Raw genomic sequence first — 16,485 nt, 5'->3', positions numbered from 1 at the left:
CGTTTCGCTGGATCTCACCGACCACGGAACAACGACCCATGGGAGAAACCGTGACCACCACAGAAAACGTGGCTACCTACGATTACATTGTTGTCGGAGCAGGCTCGGCGGGCGCCGTGATCGCGGCGCGCCTGAGCGAGAACCCGGACGTGAGCGTGGCCCTGCTCGAAGCGGGCGCCCATGATGAGAACGTGCCCGAAGTTCTAACGCTCAACCGCTGGATGGAGCTGCTGGAATCCGGTTACGACTGGGACTACCCGATCGAAGCGCAGGAGAACGGTAACTCCTACATGCGCATGGCCCGCGCCAAGGTGCTGGGTGGGTGCTCGTCCCACAACTCATGCATTGCGTTCTGGGCCCCGTCCGAGGACATCGACGAGTGGGAATCCACCTTCGCAGTGGAGGGCTGGAACGCGGAGATGGCATTCCGGCTGTACAAGAAACTCGAGAACAACGAGGATCCCGGTTCCCACCACGGCCATGACGGACCGGTGCGGTTACGCCAGGTCCCCGCCGTGGACCCGTGCGGCGTGGCGGTGCTCGACGCCGCCGAACAGGCCGGGATTCCGCGCGCGGACTTCAACACCGGCAAGACGGTGACCCAGGGCGCGAACTTCTTCCAGATCAACGCGCGCGAGGACGGTACCCGAGCGTCGTCGTCGGTGAGCTACCTGCACCCGATCCGGGAGCGTACGAACCTCACCGTCCTGACCGGCACCCAGGCCAAGCGCATTGTCTTCGACGAGAACCGGCGTGCCACCGGCGTGGAGATCACGGATGACGCCTTTGGTCGCGCTCACGTGCTCTCGGCCAACCGCGAGGTGATCGTCTCCGCCGGCGCCATCGACACGCCCAAGCTGCTCATGCTCTCGGGCATCGGCCCGGCCGAGCATCTCACCGAGGTGGGCGTGGACGTGCTCGTGGACTCCCCGGGTGTGGGTTCACACCTTCAGGATCACCCCGAGGCCGTGATCCAGTGGGAGGCCAAACAGCCCATGGTGGAGGACTCCACCCAGTGGTGGGAGATCGGCCTGTTCGCCCAGGTGGATGACGGCCTGGACCGCCCGGACCTGATGATGCATTACGGCAGCGTGAACTTCGACATGCACACGTTCCGCCACGGTTACCCCACCGCGGACAACGCCTTCTGCCTGACCCCCAATGTCACACACGCCCGTTCGCGCGGCACCGTGCGTCTGCGCACGCGTGATTACCGGGACAAGCCCCGGGTGGATCCCCGGTACTTCACCGATCCCGAGGGTTACGACCTGCGCATCATGACCGCGGGCATTCGTAAGGCGCGGGAGATCGTCGCGCAGTCCGGGCTCTCCGAATGGGCCGGCGAGGAACTCTTTCCGGGTCAGGACGTACAGACGGACGAGGAGATCGCCGAGTACATCAAGCGCACCCACAACACCGTGTACCACCCTGCTGGTTCCTGCCGGATGGGCCCGGTCGAGGATCAGGAGTCACCGCTGGATCCCCAACTGCGTGTCAAGGGTGTGAGCGGGTTGCGCGTGGCCGATGCGTCAGTGATGCCGGAACTGGTGACCGTGAATCCCAACATCACGGTCTTCATGATCGGCGAGCGCGCCGCGGAGCTGATTACCCAGGATCAGGAGCTGCCCGCGCACTAGGCGCGGCGTGAGAACACGGATGAGGCCCCGATCAGGCGCTGAGCGCCACCGGTTTCGGTTCCAGCTTGTAGAACGCAATGCCACCGGAAACGTTGGACGCCCCGGGAACCAGTAGTTGCCGGTACTTCTCGCACCACTGGGCGCGGCCTCGATTGTGGGCGGCAGCGTGGGCCAGGGCTCGAACGTTGTTGCTCAGATATTCGTGGATGTCCCCGTTTGATTCTATGAGACGCACCATGTGGTGGTCGGGGTCGATGTCGACGGTGACGTCAACCCATTGTTCTCGAGGGGACTCGGTCTTTGTGCGTAATTGTTGAATGTTCTTCATCAGTAGTGTGCCTTCGTACAGGGAGGTTCTTGCTGCGCACGCGGTTGCGCCCCAGCCGCTTCGTCATCCAAACCACCCCTGAACCAAGGGTTGGCGTGCGCCGGGTTGGAGCCCGACAGGTGTGCGGTTTCAACACCGAACACCAGAGCGCATCTCGTGAAGCTGGATTCGAGCGTAGCGGGTCGACGGCATGGGAAACCAGGGGGTGACATATAACGTCACCAAAAGTTAACCAACGAATGGATTGTGCACCACCGATCAGGAGGTGGTTGTGGAGAACCTGGGCGCGCGGGAGGCCACGGTTTGCGCCTGTGCATAGTGCTCCATGAGCTGATCACACACGGCGGTCCACGTGCGGGTCTGCACGGTGTCATACGCAGTGCGGGAGAAAGCGGCGCGTTTAGCGTTGTCACCCACGAGGTCCGCCACACGAGCGCGGAGCATTTCGGTATCGCCGGGCTTGTACAGCCAACCGTTGCGGGATGAATCGACAAGGTCCACGGGTCCTCCCCGACCGACCGTCACCACGGGTACCGCGCTGGCCATGGCTTCCTGGATCGTCTGGCAGAAGGTTTCGTGTTCACCGGAGTGGACGAACACGTCCAGGGAGGCCATGGCGGTGGCCAATGCGTCACCGTCCAGGAATCCCGCGAAGTGCGCGTTGGGAAACAACGTGCGCAACTTCTCCTTTTCCGGCCCCGACCCGATGATCACCAGTCGGGTGTCGGGCAGCGAGTCCAGCACCACGAGGTCCTGAACCTGTTTCTCGGGTGCCAGACGACCCACGTAGCCCACGAGCTTGCGCCCGCCGCCCACGCGTTCGCGCCAGTCCTGATCGCGGCGAGTTGGATCGAACCGGCGAGTGTCCACCCCGCGCCGCCACATCCGCACACGCTGCACACCGTGTTCATGCAACTGGGAAATGGAGGCCGTGGACGGCGCCAGGGTCAGGGTCGAGGAATTGTGCATGTTCCGCACGTGGCTCCACAACACGTTCTCCAGAACGGGCGCACCGTACCGCGCCGCGTATCCGGGGATGTCCGTCTGGTAAATGGTGGCGCACGGCAATCCCAAGTTCCTGGCCGCCTGAATGGCCTGCCACCCCAGGACGAAGGGCGAGGCCACGTGAACGACGTCCGGCTGGAAACGGGTCAGGATTCGTTGCATGCGGGCGACCGTGCAACTGGCCACGCGGACGTCCGGGTATCCGGTGAGCGGAATGGACGCGATGCGTTGGACCCTGACACCGTCCATGGTGTCCACGGATCCCAGGGAGCTGAGTTTGTCGTAGGACGGGGCAATGACCATGGCCTCGTGGCCCTGCGCCCGCAGATGGTCCAGGACTCGAACCACGGAATGCGTCACGCCATTGATGTGTGGGAGGAACTGTTCGGCAACCACTGCGATTCTCACGATTAATACGGTGGCCCGGTCGGGTCACCGGATGCCCACGCCCCGGTGACCTGTCGGTGAAGTCTGGGCCAACTCCGGCGGGGACGTGGAAAGATGGGGGGCGATGAACTTCCCCACCTTTTCCAACACCCTGCCCGGGGTCCGCGAGCGCTCGCAGCGCCGCCGAAACAGTGACCCCGGGGATTCACCCACTACACCGCCCTCGCCCGGCTCTCCCCAGGGTGGCCGCGAGGGCGGATTCCCCATGCCCCTTTGGTTGCAAGGAGTGATTGAACTCATGGCCGTGGCGGCCGTGAGCCTGTTGCTCACCGGGGTGGTGATGGCGGCGGTGTGGCTGGCCGGTGGCTTCGATTCATTGGGTGTGCTGGGTGGATTGCAGCTCGCGGGTCAGGTGTGGTTGGTGGCGCACTGTACGCCGTTGACCATGGCGGCGATCCAGGGCATCGACCTGTCCTCAGGGGGTGGAACTCTCACCCTGGTCCCCCTGGGTCTCACCCTCATACCGTTTGCACTGTCGGTCATTGCGGGGAGGAGGATTGCCCGCGCGTGCTGGCGCGGCCAGTTCCTGATCCCCTTCTTCGCCGGCATGGTCAGCTACGCGCTGATCGGTGCCCTCGTGGCGCTCGTGAGTAGCACCGAACACGTGTCGGTCAGCGTGCCGGCCGGGGCGGTGTTCCCCTTGATTCCCGCGGGCCTGGGGACGTTGGTCGGCGGGTGGAGCGTTTCGCGCTCGCTCGCCGCGATCCTGGGTGCCGACGCCGCATCGTGGATCCAGCGCACCAGCCAGTACTCCAGGTGGGCGGGTTCCTACCTCTGGGCAGTGGTACGCGCGGGGTTCCTGTCCGCAGTGGCCGTGATCGCCGCGGGTGCACTGGTCACCGCGGTAACGCTGGTGTGGAACTGGGACCGGATCATTGCTGTGTACCAGCAATTGGGCACGGGCGCCGCCGGTGACACCGCCCTCACGGCACTGCAGTTCGGCTACCTGCCCAACATGGTCGTGTGGGCTGCCGCTTGGGTCAGCGGGGCCGGATTCTCGATCGGGGAGGGCGCACTCGCCTCCCCGTTCGAGAATTCACTGGGTGCGCTGCCGCAGTTCCCGCCGTTCGCAGCCCTGCCGGAGGGTGATCCATGGGTCTATGCCTCCGCCGTGGTGGTGCTACCGGTCCTCGCCGGAGTGCTCGCGGGCTGGTGGTTCCTGCGCGAGGGCGAGAACCACCTGGACGACTGGATGGCCATCAGGTTGCCCATGCGGTGGTTCACGTTCATTCTGTCGGCCCTGCTGACCGTTGCGTTCATCGCCGCGATCGGTGCGGGCCTCGTGGCATTGCTCGCGTGGTTGTCCCACGGATCGCTGGGCCTGGGGAGGCTCACGGACCTCGGGCCCAATGCGTGGCACGTGTTCCTGTGGACCGGCGCCGAAATCACTGCCGGCGGTGTGATCGGATACATCCTGGGCCCGTGGCTCGAACGCGAGGGCTATCGGAAGAACCCGTGGAACAGTTCCCTGGAAGAGCCGCCCCAGGGTGATTCTGATCCCGAAGACCGGCGGCGCCACGGCGTGGAAGTCTCCGGCGCTGCCCGGGCCGCCAAGGTGGAAGCCAAGCAGGCCAGGAAGGCGGAAGCCCGGCAGAGGCGCGCGGCCAAGAAATCAGCCAAGCGAAAGGCCGCCCGGCTGCGAGTCCCCGGGGCGGACGCGCGGCCCGATAGTCAGGAACCGTTGCAGACCGACAATCCGGCGCAGTCCCGGCCCCGGACCGACGAGACCCGGACCGGAACTGGTTCGAGCGGCGTCGGCGGCGACCGGAACCGCGTTCCGTGGGATGCGAACGGGTCGACGGCGGTGACCGCTCAGGAGGCGGGTGAAGCGGAGCCAACCACGGCGGACGGCGCCGGTGTTGCCGTGTTCGACAGTGGCTGGGCGGATTCGGGAGACTCGGCCGATGCGGGGGACTCCCACGCGGTGGGCGATGCCGACGGCGTGGGCCCCGGCGATGATTCCCCCGGACCGGTCTCCAACTCCGTGCCGGAGAGGTAATTCCAAATGTTGTCCGTGAGCTGACGCTGACAGTGGCTGGTGGAGGACAGCGTCAGGGCAGAGGAGGCGCACTCCTGGTAGACCTGCGAGGCCGGCCACACGGCCAAGCGCGCCCCGCCGCCAAAGGCATTGAACGCGCCCCACACTATGGCCAGGATGGCCAGAAACGTGATGAACAACCGGGGCTGCATTGTGCGGGACGTACTCAGCACCACAATGCCCAGGACAACGGCGGCCAACGCCATGACCACGCCCACGGCCGTGGACCACACGTGACCGGTCACCAGGGCGGAGGACAACAGGGCGAGTCCCGCTGCCAAACCGGAAAGCCTCAAACGGGAGGACGCGTGTGCTGTGTCTGGGCTGTCGGAATCTTGCATGATCTCCACTGTAAGGCAGCGGCCGGGTCCGGGCGGACCGCGGAAAATCGTTAGCATGATCGGTATGCGACTCGTGGTCATGGTTTCCGGTTCCGGTACAAATTTGCAGGCAATCATTGATGCGCTGCACAAGGGCGACGTGGACGTGGACATCGTGGCGGTCGGCGCGGACAAACCCTGCGCCGGCCTGAAACGCGCGGAAGCCGCCGGGATCGACACGTTCCTGGTGCCGCTGGCGAACTACCCGGAGCGGGAGCAGTGGAACCGGAGCCTGGAACGCGCCATTGCCGGCTACAACCCGGACCGCGTGGTGTTCGCCGGATTCATGCGCATCGTGGACGCCCACCTGGTGGCGCGTTTCGCCGGCAGGATCATCAACACGCACCCCTCGCTCCTGCCGTCGTTCCCGGGCGCGCACGCCGTGCGGGACGCCCTGAACTTCGGTGTCAAGGTCACCGGTGCCTCAGTGCACGAGGTCGTGGCCGACGTGGATGCCGGCCCGATCCTGGCCCAGGCGGCCGTGCCGGTCACCCCGGAGGATACCGAGGAAACCCTGCATGAACGCATCAAATCCGCCGAACGCGGTCTCCTCGTGAATGCCCTGGCGACGCTGAGCCGCGAGGTTACCTTTGACCGACCCGGTGAAGAGCAGTCGTAGACTTTTCTGTGGCACCGGCACCACCCCTACCTCTCCTGGAGTTTCTGTGAATTCAATTCAGCTGGACCGCGTACCCCTCAAGCGCGCCTTGATTTCCGTGTATGACAAGACCGGTCTGGAGGAGCTTGCGCGCGGCCTGCACGAGGCCGGGGTGAGTATCGTCTCGACCGGTTCCACGGCGCGGCGGATCTCCCAAGCGGGCGTGCCCGTCACCGAGGTCTCCGAGGTCACCGGGTTCCAGGAATGCCTGGACGGGCGCGTCAAGACCCTGCACCCGCGGGTGCACGCCGGGATCTTGGCTGATCGCCGCAAGCAGGAGCACACCGACCAGTTGGCGGAGCTCGGGATCGAGCCCTTCGACCTGGTGGTCGTGAACCTCTACCCGTTCGTCGACACCGTGCGTTCGGGTGCGGCTCAGGACGACGTGGTCGAGCAGATCGACATCGGCGGCCCGTCCATGGTGCGTGCCGCCGCCAAGAACCACGCGGCCGTATCCGTGGTGGTGGACCCCGCAAGTTACTCGGACGTGGTCGATGCCGCGCGGGGAGGCGGTTACGATCTCGCCGCTCGCCGCAAGTTGGCCGCGACCGCGTTCGCACACACGGCCGCCTACGACACCGCTGTGGCCACGTGGACCGCCCAGCAATTCGACACCGACACGGACGCGAACTTCTGGCCGCCCTACGCCGGTCTCGCGTTCCAGCGCGCCGCGTCCCTGCGCTACGGCGAGAACCCCCACCAGAAGGCCGCGCTCTACGTCGACGACGCCGCCTCGCCGGGAATCGCACAGGCCGAGCAGCTGCACGGCAAGGCCATGTCCTACAACAACTTTGTGGACGCCGACGCCGCACTGCGCGCCGCTTACGACTACGACCAGCCGGCCGTGGCCGTGGTCAAGCACAACAACCCGTGCGGTGTGGCCGTGGCATCGGCGAACGCCGCGGACCCCATTGCCGATGCCCACCGCAAAGCTCACGCGTGCGACCCCCTGTCCGCCTACGGTGGTGTGGTGGCCGCGAACCGCACCGTGACGGCAGAGATGGCCGAGACCCTCAAGGGCATCTTCACGGAGGTCGTCGTGGCACCGGAGTTCGAACCCGCAGCCCTGGAGATCCTGCAGGCCAAGAAGAACATCCGCTTGCTCGAGCTCCCGGAGGGCTTCGGGCGTGACCCGCTGGAGTACCGTGCCGTGTCCGGCGGAGTCCTCTTCCAACAGGCCGATCGCCTGGACGCCCCCGGTGACGACCCCGCCAACTGGACCCTGGCCGCCGGTGAACCCGCCGACGAGCAGACCCTGGCCGACCTCGACTTCGCGTGGCGGTCGCTGCGCGCGGTGAAGTCCAACGCCATTCTGCTGGCCGATCACGGGGCGTCCGTGGGTATCGGTATGGGCCAGGTCAATCGCGTGGACTCCTGCAAACTGGCCGTCGAACGCGCCAACGCGCTCGCCGAGGACGGCACCCAGCGCGCCCGCGGCGCCGTGGCGGCGTCGGACGCGTTCTTCCCGTTCGCGGACGGCCTGCAGGTGCTGTTGGACGCCGAGGTGCGCGCGGTGGTCCAGCCGGGCGGATCCATCCGCGACGAAGAGGTTGTTGCCGCGGCGCAGGCGGCCGGTGTGACCATGTACTTCACCGGGGCGCGCCACTTCTTCCACTGAGGCACAGGTTGTCAGCTGAGCAGTCGGCTCGCCCGAGCCCGCCGGACCTCCAAGGCTCCTGGTATGCGGGTTACTGCTGACCGTTGATCGCGCGGTGTTCCCGGGACAGCTCGATGTAGTGTTCGGCGTTCTCACGCACGGCCGAGCGCTCCTCGGCGGTGAGTTCCCGGCGGACCCTCCCGGGAACACCGGCGACCAATGAACCCGGGGGCACCCGCGTGCCTTCCAGCACCACGGCACCGGCCGCAATGAGACTGCTGGTACCGACCACCGCGCCGTTGAGCACCGTGGCGTTCATCCCCACGAGCACTTCGTCCTCCAGGGTGCACCCGTGGACCACGGCGCCGTGGCCAACGCTCACGCGTTCGCCAATGGTGCAAGGATGACCGGGATCGGAATGGACGGACACATTGTCCTGGAGATTCGAATCCGCGCCCAGGCGCAACGGAGAACGGTCACCGCGCACCACGGCACCGTAGAAAACACCCGCTCCCTCGCCGATCTCCACGTCACCGATCAGGGTGGCGTTGGGCGCAATGAATGCGGTCCGGGCGATCTGCGGCTCATGGCCGTTGTAGGGGAGAAGGATGTGCGATACCGCACCGGCGGGTTCACTGTGTGTCATGGACCAAACTTTATCCGCCGGCGCACACCGGATCAGTCGTTGTCGTTATCACCCGACACGGACTGGCGGCGGAGCCGGGCCAGGGCCTTTTCGGGTCGCCGGGACGCACGGTGTTTCAAGGACACGGAGATCTTCTGGCCACCCTTGAGCACGTACTCCGCGCCGTTCACGTGAATGGTCACGGGATCCGCCTTGGACGAGGTGCCCTCCAGCTCCAGGATGTCCTGGTCGATGGAGACCTCGATGACCTGTCCGCGGTAGAGCACCGTGAAATCCACGGCCTGCAACTCCCGGGGCAGCGTGGGGCGGAACTCCAACCAGTCCCCGCGCACGCGCAACCCGGCGTAGGCGCGGGTGATCACGTCCACGGAACCCGCCATGGCACCCAGGTGAATGCCCTCGCCGGTGGTGCCGCCCTGAGTGTCGTCCAGGTCGACCATGAGCGCGTCCTGGAACGAGCCCCAGGAACGATCCGGGTCCAGCCAAGCCAGAACCGCGGCGTTGACCACGCGGGACAGGGACGATCCGTTGGACGATCGGGCAATGTAGTGATCGACCGTGCGCTGAACGGTGTCGTGATCGATCGTGTACCCCATGCGTGCGAGCTCTTCGATGACACCTTCGGGGCCGAGTAGGTACACCAGCATGATGGTGTCCGCCTGCTTGGTCAGCTTGTAGTTGTTGGTGAGGTCGCCCTCGTTCTCCAACAGCAGGTCCAACCGGCCGATGTTGTGGTACTTGGTGCGATAGAAATCCCAGTCCAGCTCGGCCAACCCGTCGTAGCCCTCGAACTGCGAAATCGTGCCGTCGGCATTGAACGGAACGTACATGTTCTTGGCCATGTTCAACCAGGTCTGCACCTCCTGGCTGGAGATCTCGAAGCGGGATTCGAGTTCCTCGCGCTGGTGCTCGACCATGTCGTTGAAGATGTGGGCCGAGTGCCGGAACAACCACGAGGCCAACACGTTGGTGTAGGCGTTGTCCTTGAGGCCGCCGCCATGCTGGCCGGCGGGGCCGTCGTGGTATTCGTCCGGACCCATCACACCGGCAATGTGGTACTTGCCGTCGTGGGAGTCGTACTCGGCCAGGGAAGCGAACAAGCGGGTGATGCCAATGATCAATTCGGATCCGTGGCCGGAGAGCCAGTCGATGTCACCGGTGGACTCGTAGTACACCCACGCGTTGTACGCAATGGCAAGGCCAACGTGGAACTGACGCCAGGAGTTGTCCGGCAGCCAGCGGCGGGAATGGTGGTTGTAGAGCTCCGGCGGGGTTTCCTCGCTGCCGTCGGAGCCGGACTGCCACGGGAACGCCGTGCCGTACAAGCCGAACTCCTGGGCGCGGTGGCGTGCCATAGCCAGTCGCCGCCACCGGTAGGACAACAGCGACCGGGTCACGTGGGGGTGACGCATGTTCACCACGGGGAGGATGAACAACTCGTCCCAGAAGATGTGGCCGCGGTACCCCTCGCCGTGCAAACCGCGCGCCGGGACACCCGCATCGCGTAATAACAAATGGGGTGCCAGGGTCTGGGCGGTGTGGAACAGGTGGGCGCGCACGGCCAGCTGGGTGCCGCGGGATTCGGCCGTGTCCTCAGCGGCGTCCAGGGTGACCTCGTAGCGGTCCCACAACCTGGCCCACTCGATTTCATGCGAGGCCAGCAGTTTGCGCACACCGAAGGGGTTGCGGTCCAGCTCGCACAGCGCGCCTCCGCGGGGGGAGCTGATGGCGGCGTCGCGGCTGGTCACCACGGCCGTGGTGCTGTCGATGACCACGGGCCGGTCCGCGGAGACTTGGAGCAGGTGGCGGCGAAATTCAATGCCACCGGGACGCACCTCTCGGCGTTCGCTACTCGGGACGTCGCTCTCGACCCGGGTGCGCTGAGCCATGGCAATCTCGATCTTCGACTGGGTCGTGCGCACCAGGGAGAGCAAGGTTTCGTGCTCGTCCGGCAGGGTGGTGGATTCGAGCAACATCAGGTGGTGGGCGTTGAGTTCCTTGTACTCGGCCACGCCACTGTTGGTCACGGTGGGATCAATACCGGTTCGCACGTGGAGCCGGCCGGAGAAATTCCGGGGGATCAGCGTGGTTTCCTGCGCACCCAGGTGGCGGTAGCGCAGGGACACGAGTCGCCGCTGCACCACATCGAGGCTGCGAGTCGTGCCGTCGGGGCTGGGCTCGTGATCGCTGAGCGTCAGCGTACGGGTCAACAGACCGCGCCTCAGGTCCAGGGCCACGTGTTCCTTGGAGGGGCGCATGCCGCCCTCGGACCACCATTCACCCTCCGCGAAGCGCAGGTCCAGGTGCAACCAGTTGGGGGTGTTGACCATGGACTCGTGCTCCGCGTCACGGCCGTTGAGGTTGCTCTGCACCCGATTGAACACACCGGCCAGGTAGGTGCCGGGGTAGTGGACGTCGTTCGCGGGAAATTCACTGGCGGCCCCGCGGACACCCATATAGCCGTTGGCCAGGGTCAACAGGGCCTCGCGACGGGGCTCGTTCGCGGGGTCGAAGCCTTCGAATGCGAGGGTCCACGGATCATCACGCAGTGCACCGAGGTCGAGTTCGCCGACATCGTTGAGCACCACGTGGGCGCCTGCGCGGTAGAGCCGATCGCGGGCGCTGTCACGGTTGATGCCCACGACCAATCCGAAGCCACCGGCCACACCGGCCTGTACTCCGGCCGCGGCATCTTCGACGACCACGGAGTTTTCCGCCGGGACGTTCAACAGACGGGCGCATTCCAGGAACGTGTCAGGTGCCGGCTTGCCGGGAAGGTTCTGCTGGGCGGCCATGTTGCCGTCCACGATCTCATCGAAGATCTCCGACAGACCCGCCGCGGCGAGGACCACGCCGCTGTTGCGGCTGGCGGTGACCAGACCCACGGGGACCCCGGCGGTCTGCAGGCGTTCGATGAGCTTAACGGTGCGCGGGAACACCCGGACACCGTGCTCCTTGAGCTCGGCATGGAAGAAACCGTCCTTGGTGGCGGCTTGCCCCTGCACGGTCCAGTCACCGGCCTGGGGTTCCTCGGCATTGCGGGCCTCGGGCAGCATGGCACCGCGGGCCGCGAGCAGCGCACGAACGCCGTCCTCGCGGCGTCGTCCGTCCACGTAGGTACGGTATTCACCCAGGACGTCAAAGGCAGAGCGGTCGATCTGGCCGCCGGGTTCCGCCGGCTGGAGGCGCTCATCTAGCAAAACGGCGTCAAAGAGTTGTTGCCACGCGCGGGCGTGCACGCTGGCCGTGTCCGTGACCACACCGTCCATGTCGAAGATGACGGCTGAGTAGCGGGTCCGCAGCACATCCACCGGGGCCGAAGGAGCGTGGTCCTCCGTGATCCGGGGCATGGAAGCGGTGAACGGGGCGGTGGGCAGAACGTTCACAGCGCAGTGTCTCCTTGACGGATCGGAGTCGATCCGAGCTGATGAATTGGGGGTCAGGAACGTGTTAAGGAAACACTCGTCACGGTTAAATAAAAAGTAGCCCGCAAACAGTGTGCTCCTCACGTCGGCGTGCTAGGCAACCTCTCAAGTATACGAGCATCCCGCGATAGGTACCAGTGGGTATAACGTGGTTTCTTACACACATGTGCACCGCACTCAATGCGAACGGACCTCGGCGCTATGCTGGACGCGACCCCTCCCGCGCCAAAAGAAGGTGGAGCATGACGGAATCCCTGGGACAGTCAGTCACCAATCAGCCACTGTCGGAGGTGGACCCGGACGTATCACGGGCCATCGAGCAAGAATTGGGGCGGCAACGCTCCACGTTGGAAATGATCGCCTCCGAGAATTTCGCACCGCGCGCGGTCCTCGAGGCGCAGGGCTCCGTGCTCACCAACAAGTACGCCGAGGGTTATCCGGGCCGCCGCTATTACGGCGGTTGTGAATTCGTGGACGTGGTGGAGAATCTGGCTCGCGATCGCGCCACCCAGTTGTTCGGCGCCGAGCACGCCAACGTGCAGCCGCACTCGGGTGCCCAGGCCAACACCGCCGTGATGGCTGCGCTCATGCAGCCCGGCGACACCTTGATGGGACTGTCCCTGGCACACGGTGGTCACCTGACCCACGGAATGAAGATCAACGTGTCCGGCAAGCTCTACAACATTGCCGCGTACGAGGTGGATCCGGACAGCTACCGCATCGACATGGACAAGGTGCGCGAAACAGCACTCGAGGCCCGCCCCAAGGTCATCGTGGCCGGCTGGTCCGCGTACTCGCGGCAGTTGGACTTCGAAGCCTTCCGTGCCATCGCGGACGAGGTGGACGCCAAGCTGTGGGTCGACATGGCACACTTCGCCGGTCTGGTGGCCGCGGGACTGCACCCCAACCCCGTGCCCCACGCCCACGTGACCACCTCCACCGTGCACAAGACCCTGGCGGGTCCTCGTTCCGGCGTGATCCTGTCCACCGAGGAGTTCAAGAAGAAGATCGACTCCGCCGTGTTCCCGGGCCAGCAGGGCGGGCCGCTCATGCACGCGATCGCCGGCAAGGCTGTGGCGTTCAAGATCGCCGCGACCGAGGACTTCGCCGAGCGCCAGCGCCGCACCATTGAGGGCGCCCAGATCCTGGCCGAGCGCCTGAACGCCTCCGATGTCGCCGAGCACGGGGTGTCCGTGCTGACCGGCGGCACGGACGTGCACCTGGTCATCGTGGATCTGCGCAACTCCGAGTTGGACGGTAAGCAGGCCGAGGACCTGTTGCACCAGGCCGGCATCACCGTGAACCGCAACGCCGTTCCGTGGGATCCCCGCCCGCCCATGACCACGTCGGGTCTGCGCATCGGCACCCCCGCGCTGGCCACCCGCGGATTCGGTGCCCGGGAATTCGAGGAGGTCGCTGACATCATTGCCAGCGCCCTCAAGCCCGGCGCGGACATCGATGCACTGCGCGCCCGCGTGGACGCGTTGGCCGAGCAGTTCCCGCTGTACCCCGGCCTCGAGGAATGGTGAGTGTGACCGCACGGATCCTGGACGGGCGGGCCACCGCCACCGCCATCAAGTCCGAACTCGCCGACCGAGTGAAGGTGCTGACCGACAGGGGACGCGTCCCGGGACTGGCTACCGTGCTGGTCGGTGACGACCCGGCGTCGCACTCCTACGTGACGGGCAAGCATCGCGACTGCGAGCAGGTGGGGATTTCCTCGATCCGCAAGGAACTGCCCGCGGACGTCTCGCAGGCCGATCTCGAGAAGGTCATTGACGAGCTGAACGAGGACCCCGCGTGCACCGGGTACATCGTGCAGTTGCCGCTGCCGGAGCACATCAACACGAACGCGATTCTCGAACGCGTTGATCCGGCCAAGGACGCGGATGGGCTCCACCCCACCAACCTGGGGCGTCTGGTGCTCAACGTCAACGAGCCCATGACCTCACCCTTGCCGTGCACCCCCGCCGGTATTGTCGAACTGCTCGAACGCCACGGCGTGGAGCTCAAGGGCAAACACGTGGTGGTCGTGGGGCGCGGTGTGACCGTGGGCCGCCCGATCGGCCTGCTCCTGACCCGCCGCGAGATCAACGCGACGGTGACTTTGGCGCACACCGGCACGCAGAACCTGGGTGAGCTGTTGGCCCAGGCGGACGTGGTGGTGGCCGCAGCCGGCCGCCCGCACATGATCCGGGCCGAGCAGATCAAGGACGGCGCGGTGCTCCTGGACGTGGGGGTCTCGCGCGTCGAGGACCCCGAGACCGGTAAGAAGAAGCTGACCGGTGACATTGATCCCGCCGCTGCGCAGAAGGCCTCGTGGCTTTCCCCCAACCCCGGGGGAGTGGGACCGATGACCCGCGCCATGCTGCTGGTCAACGTGGTCGAGTCCTGCGAACGAGCCGAGGGCATCCTCACGTAGCGCAGTCCCGCCCACACGCAACGACGACGCCGCGCCGCCCACCCGGGCAGCGCGGCGTCGGTCTTGCTATTCGGTGGGGATCTGCTGGACGGGGTCCGTGGTGGTTCCGGGTGGTTTGGGGCGCTTGTGGTCCACCAACGCGATCACGAATGCGACCACCAGGACCCCCACGATGGCCAGGAAACTCGTGGTGAAGGCCGTGTCCCAGTCCGAACGGGCGAGCACGCCGAAGGCCACGGCGGTGATCACGGCGGTGCCGACCGCGGTGCCCACGCGCTGCCCGGTCTGCATCACGCCACCGGCGGCGCCGGCGAATCTGAGGGGCACCTCCGAAAAGCTCAGAGTCTGATTGGGCGGCATCACGGAACCCTGGCCCACGCCCACCAGGACGAGCGTGAGATACAGCCAGGCAATGTTCCAGTCGAAGTGCACCACGCCGTAGAGCACGCCAATGGTCGTCAGCAACCCCGTGACAGCGCAGGCAATACCGGCCAGGATGACTCGACGGCCGTAGCGGAGCACGCCACGCCCGGCCAGCGGTGCCACCACCGCGGACATCAGAGCCGCGGGCAGGCTCAACATGCCGGCCTCGAATGCGGTGCGGCCCAGCCCCTGTTGCACATACATGGCCAGCACCACCCACACACTGGTCATGCCCAGGAAGTACACGGTGATCAGAGCGGTGCCGTAGCTGAAACTGGCGATCCGGAACAGGTCCAGATCCACCATGGGCTCGCGGCCGCGGGCCTTGTAGCGCGCCTCCCACCGGGTCCAGAGGAACAACAGGAGGGCGCCCAACAGCAAGGACAGCCAGACGAGCGGACCAAGCCGGGATTCCACGAACGGGAACAGCAAGGCGAGGATCCCCAGACCGAACAAGACGACTCCCACGGGGTCCATGTCCACCCGGCCAGGCTTACGGTTCTGTCGCGGCAGCCACAGTGCGGCCAACACCAGGGCCACTGCGGCCGTGGGCACGTTGATGAGGAAAGTGGCCCGCCAGCCGGGGCCGTCTCCGAGGGCACCGATCAGGAATCCACCGAATGCGGGGCCAATGGCTACCGCAACGCCCACCACCGCACCGAGCATCCCGAAGGCCTTGGCGCGGGCGGGGCCGCGGAAGTACTGCTGGATCATCCCCACGCTCTGCGGATTGATCAACCCGGAACCCAACCCCTGAGCCACCCGCCCAATATTGAGCACGGTGGTGTTGGGCGCCAGCCCGCACACCAGAGACGCCAGGGTGAACACCACGATTCCCGCCATGAAGAGCTTGCGGCGGCCAAAGATGTCACCGGCGCGGCCACTCGCGACAAGCAGCACGCCGAAGGCCAGCGCAAAACCCGTGAGAACCCACTGCAGCGCGGACGAACTGGCGTGCAGATCGGCTTGGATCGCGGGTAGCGCAACGTTCACGATGGACACACTGACCAGCGCCATGAACAGGGGGACCAGGAGCACCCACAGGATCTTGCTGCGCTCGTGCGGGGTCAAGGGCGGGGGCGCTGGGGTCGGGTGGGAGCTGCTCACTCGATCCTTGATACCCCATAATCGCTGCGGAGACCACGGCCGGGTCGGTGGCTGAGACGAACGGGTACGCGCCACCGTTCGATTCGTGCGCGGGGGTGGTCTTTGAGACAATATGGCTCATGCAGCCGATTGGATCATCACAAGCCCAGTTCACGGTAGACCCGCAGACCGCCAAGCGCACTCGCGGTGCTTTCTGGGGCACCATCATTGGGCTGGCTGTCCTGGTGATCATTTTTGCCGTGGCTCTGCTGCAGGCGGCCAACACCAACTCGGTACTCGGGTGGATCCTTGAATCGCCCCGGGTTTAATGGAGACATCGTTAACCCGGAAGGATGGGCGGCATGGTCGCACCACGGAAGTACCCCGACGAGC

At 65.8% G+C, this 16,485-nt stretch carries 12 protein-coding genes and 1 riboswitch; of the genes, 7 read left to right on the top strand and 5 right to left on the bottom strand.

What is annotated here, in order from left to right; translation table 11 throughout:
- Positions 1-50 precede the first annotated feature (50 nt).
- Positions 51-1,637, top strand: a complete 1,587-nt coding sequence (locus ABEA06_RS14160) for a GMC family oxidoreductase (protein ID WP_345311926.1) — start codon at positions 51-53, stop codon at positions 1,635-1,637.
- Positions 1,638-1,668: 31 nt separating this feature from the next.
- Here ABEA06_RS14160 and ABEA06_RS14155 read toward each other — a convergent pair whose 3' ends face one another.
- Both ABEA06_RS14155 and ABEA06_RS14150 read right to left on the bottom strand, forming a co-directional pair.
- Positions 1,669-1,965, bottom strand: a complete 297-nt coding sequence (locus ABEA06_RS14155) for a hypothetical protein (RefSeq protein ID WP_303382248.1) — start codon at positions 1,963-1,965, stop codon at positions 1,669-1,671.
- Between the two features lie 20 nt (positions 1,966-1,985).
- Positions 1,986-2,127: riboswitch (SAM riboswitch) on the bottom strand.
- A gap of 96 nt (positions 2,128-2,223) precedes the next feature.
- Positions 2,224-3,378 carry a glycosyltransferase family 4 protein gene (locus ABEA06_RS14150; protein WP_345311925.1) on the bottom strand — a complete coding sequence of 385 codons (1,155 nt, stop codon included), beginning with the start codon at positions 3,376-3,378 and terminating at the stop codon, positions 2,224-2,226.
- 244 nt (positions 3,379-3,622) lie between these two features.
- On the opposite strand from ABEA06_RS14150, the gene ABEA06_RS14145 reads away from it, so the two are divergent.
- The 3 genes from ABEA06_RS14145 (at position 3,623) to purH (ending at position 8,111) form a co-directional block, all read left to right on the top strand.
- The gene (locus tag ABEA06_RS14145) at positions 3,623-5,416 is read left to right on the top strand and encodes a cell division protein PerM (RefSeq protein ID WP_345311924.1); all 1,794 of its coding nucleotides are present in this window, start codon (positions 3,623-3,625) and stop codon (positions 5,414-5,416) included.
- Positions 5,417-5,860: 444 nt separating this feature from the next.
- A complete protein-coding gene (purN, locus tag ABEA06_RS14140) occupies positions 5,861-6,454 on the top strand; it encodes a phosphoribosylglycinamide formyltransferase (protein WP_303382251.1) in 594 nt (197 codons plus the stop codon).
- 46 nt (positions 6,455-6,500) lie between these two features.
- Positions 6,501-8,111 carry a bifunctional phosphoribosylaminoimidazolecarboxamide formyltransferase/IMP cyclohydrolase gene (gene purH, locus ABEA06_RS14135; RefSeq protein ID WP_345311923.1) on the top strand — a complete coding sequence of 537 codons (1,611 nt, stop codon included), beginning with the start codon at positions 6,501-6,503 and terminating at the stop codon, positions 8,109-8,111.
- 70 nt (positions 8,112-8,181) lie between these two features.
- On the opposite strand, the gene ABEA06_RS14130 is transcribed toward purH, so the two are convergent.
- Together ABEA06_RS14130 and ABEA06_RS14125 are read right to left on the bottom strand one after the other, a co-directional pair.
- Positions 8,182-8,736 (bottom strand): gamma carbonic anhydrase family protein, encoded by a 555-nt coding sequence (locus ABEA06_RS14130; RefSeq protein WP_345311922.1) that lies wholly within the window; start codon positions 8,734-8,736, stop codon positions 8,182-8,184.
- A gap of 32 nt (positions 8,737-8,768) precedes the next feature.
- A complete protein-coding gene (locus ABEA06_RS14125) occupies positions 8,769-12,122 on the bottom strand; it encodes a beta-phosphoglucomutase family hydrolase (RefSeq protein ID WP_345311921.1) in 3,354 nt (1,117 codons plus the stop codon).
- A gap of 281 nt (positions 12,123-12,403) precedes the next feature.
- Here ABEA06_RS14125 and glyA point away from each other — a divergent pair, with 281 nt between their 5' ends.
- Both glyA and ABEA06_RS14115 read left to right on the top strand, forming a co-directional pair.
- Positions 12,404-13,690 carry a serine hydroxymethyltransferase gene (gene glyA / locus ABEA06_RS14120; protein WP_345311920.1) on the top strand — a complete coding sequence of 429 codons (1,287 nt, stop codon included), beginning with the start codon at positions 12,404-12,406 and terminating at the stop codon, positions 13,688-13,690.
- Complete coding sequence (locus ABEA06_RS14115) at positions 13,684-14,583, top strand: bifunctional methylenetetrahydrofolate dehydrogenase/methenyltetrahydrofolate cyclohydrolase (protein ID WP_345311919.1); 900 nt, start codon at positions 13,684-13,686, stop codon at positions 14,581-14,583. The genes glyA and ABEA06_RS14115 overlap by 7 nt, the downstream gene beginning before the upstream one ends.
- Before the next feature lie 66 nt (positions 14,584-14,649).
- On the opposite strand, the gene ABEA06_RS14110 is transcribed toward ABEA06_RS14115, so the two are convergent.
- On the bottom strand, positions 14,650-16,113 hold the full coding sequence (locus ABEA06_RS14110) for an MFS transporter (RefSeq protein WP_345311918.1): 1,464 nt from the start codon (positions 16,111-16,113) through the stop codon (positions 14,650-14,652).
- A gap of 119 nt (positions 16,114-16,232) precedes the next feature.
- Here ABEA06_RS14110 and ABEA06_RS14105 point away from each other — a divergent pair, with 119 nt between their 5' ends.
- On the top strand, positions 16,233-16,421 hold the full coding sequence (locus ABEA06_RS14105) for a hypothetical protein (protein ID WP_345311917.1): 189 nt from the start codon (positions 16,233-16,235) through the stop codon (positions 16,419-16,421).
- The last annotated feature ends 64 nt before the right edge of the window (positions 16,422-16,485 follow it).

Origin of the sequence: Kocuria gwangalliensis (assembly GCF_039544365.1) — a bacterium.
GTDB lineage: Bacteria > Actinomycetota > Actinomycetes > Actinomycetales > Micrococcaceae > Kocuria > Kocuria gwangalliensis.
The sequence above is the reverse complement of the archived record's forward strand: the minus strand, read 5'-3'. Positions and strand labels throughout refer to the sequence as shown.

Bases quoted from the DNA above. Each gene is read 5' to 3' on its own strand.
- ABEA06_RS14115 (WP_345311919.1), top strand. From the start codon at position 13,684: ATGGTGAGTGTGACCGCACGGATCCTGGACGGGCGGGCCACCGCCACC.
- purN (WP_303382251.1), top strand. From the start codon at position 5,861: ATGCGACTCGTGGTCATGGTTTCCGGTTCCGGTACAAATTTGCAGGCA.
- ABEA06_RS14145 (WP_345311924.1), top strand. From the start codon at position 3,623: ATGCCCCTTTGGTTGCAAGGAGTGATTGAACTCATGGCCGTGGCGGCC.
- glyA (WP_345311920.1), top strand. From the start codon at position 12,404: ATGACGGAATCCCTGGGACAGTCAGTCACCAATCAGCCACTGTCGGAG.
- ABEA06_RS14105 (WP_345311917.1), top strand. From the start codon at position 16,233: ATGCAGCCGATTGGATCATCACAAGCCCAGTTCACGGTAGACCCGCAG.
- ABEA06_RS14155 (WP_303382248.1), bottom strand. From the start codon at position 1,965: ATGAAGAACATTCAACAATTACGCACAAAGACCGAGTCCCCTCGAGAA.
- ABEA06_RS14130 (WP_345311922.1), bottom strand. From the start codon at position 8,736: ATGACACACAGTGAACCCGCCGGTGCGGTATCGCACATCCTTCTCCCC.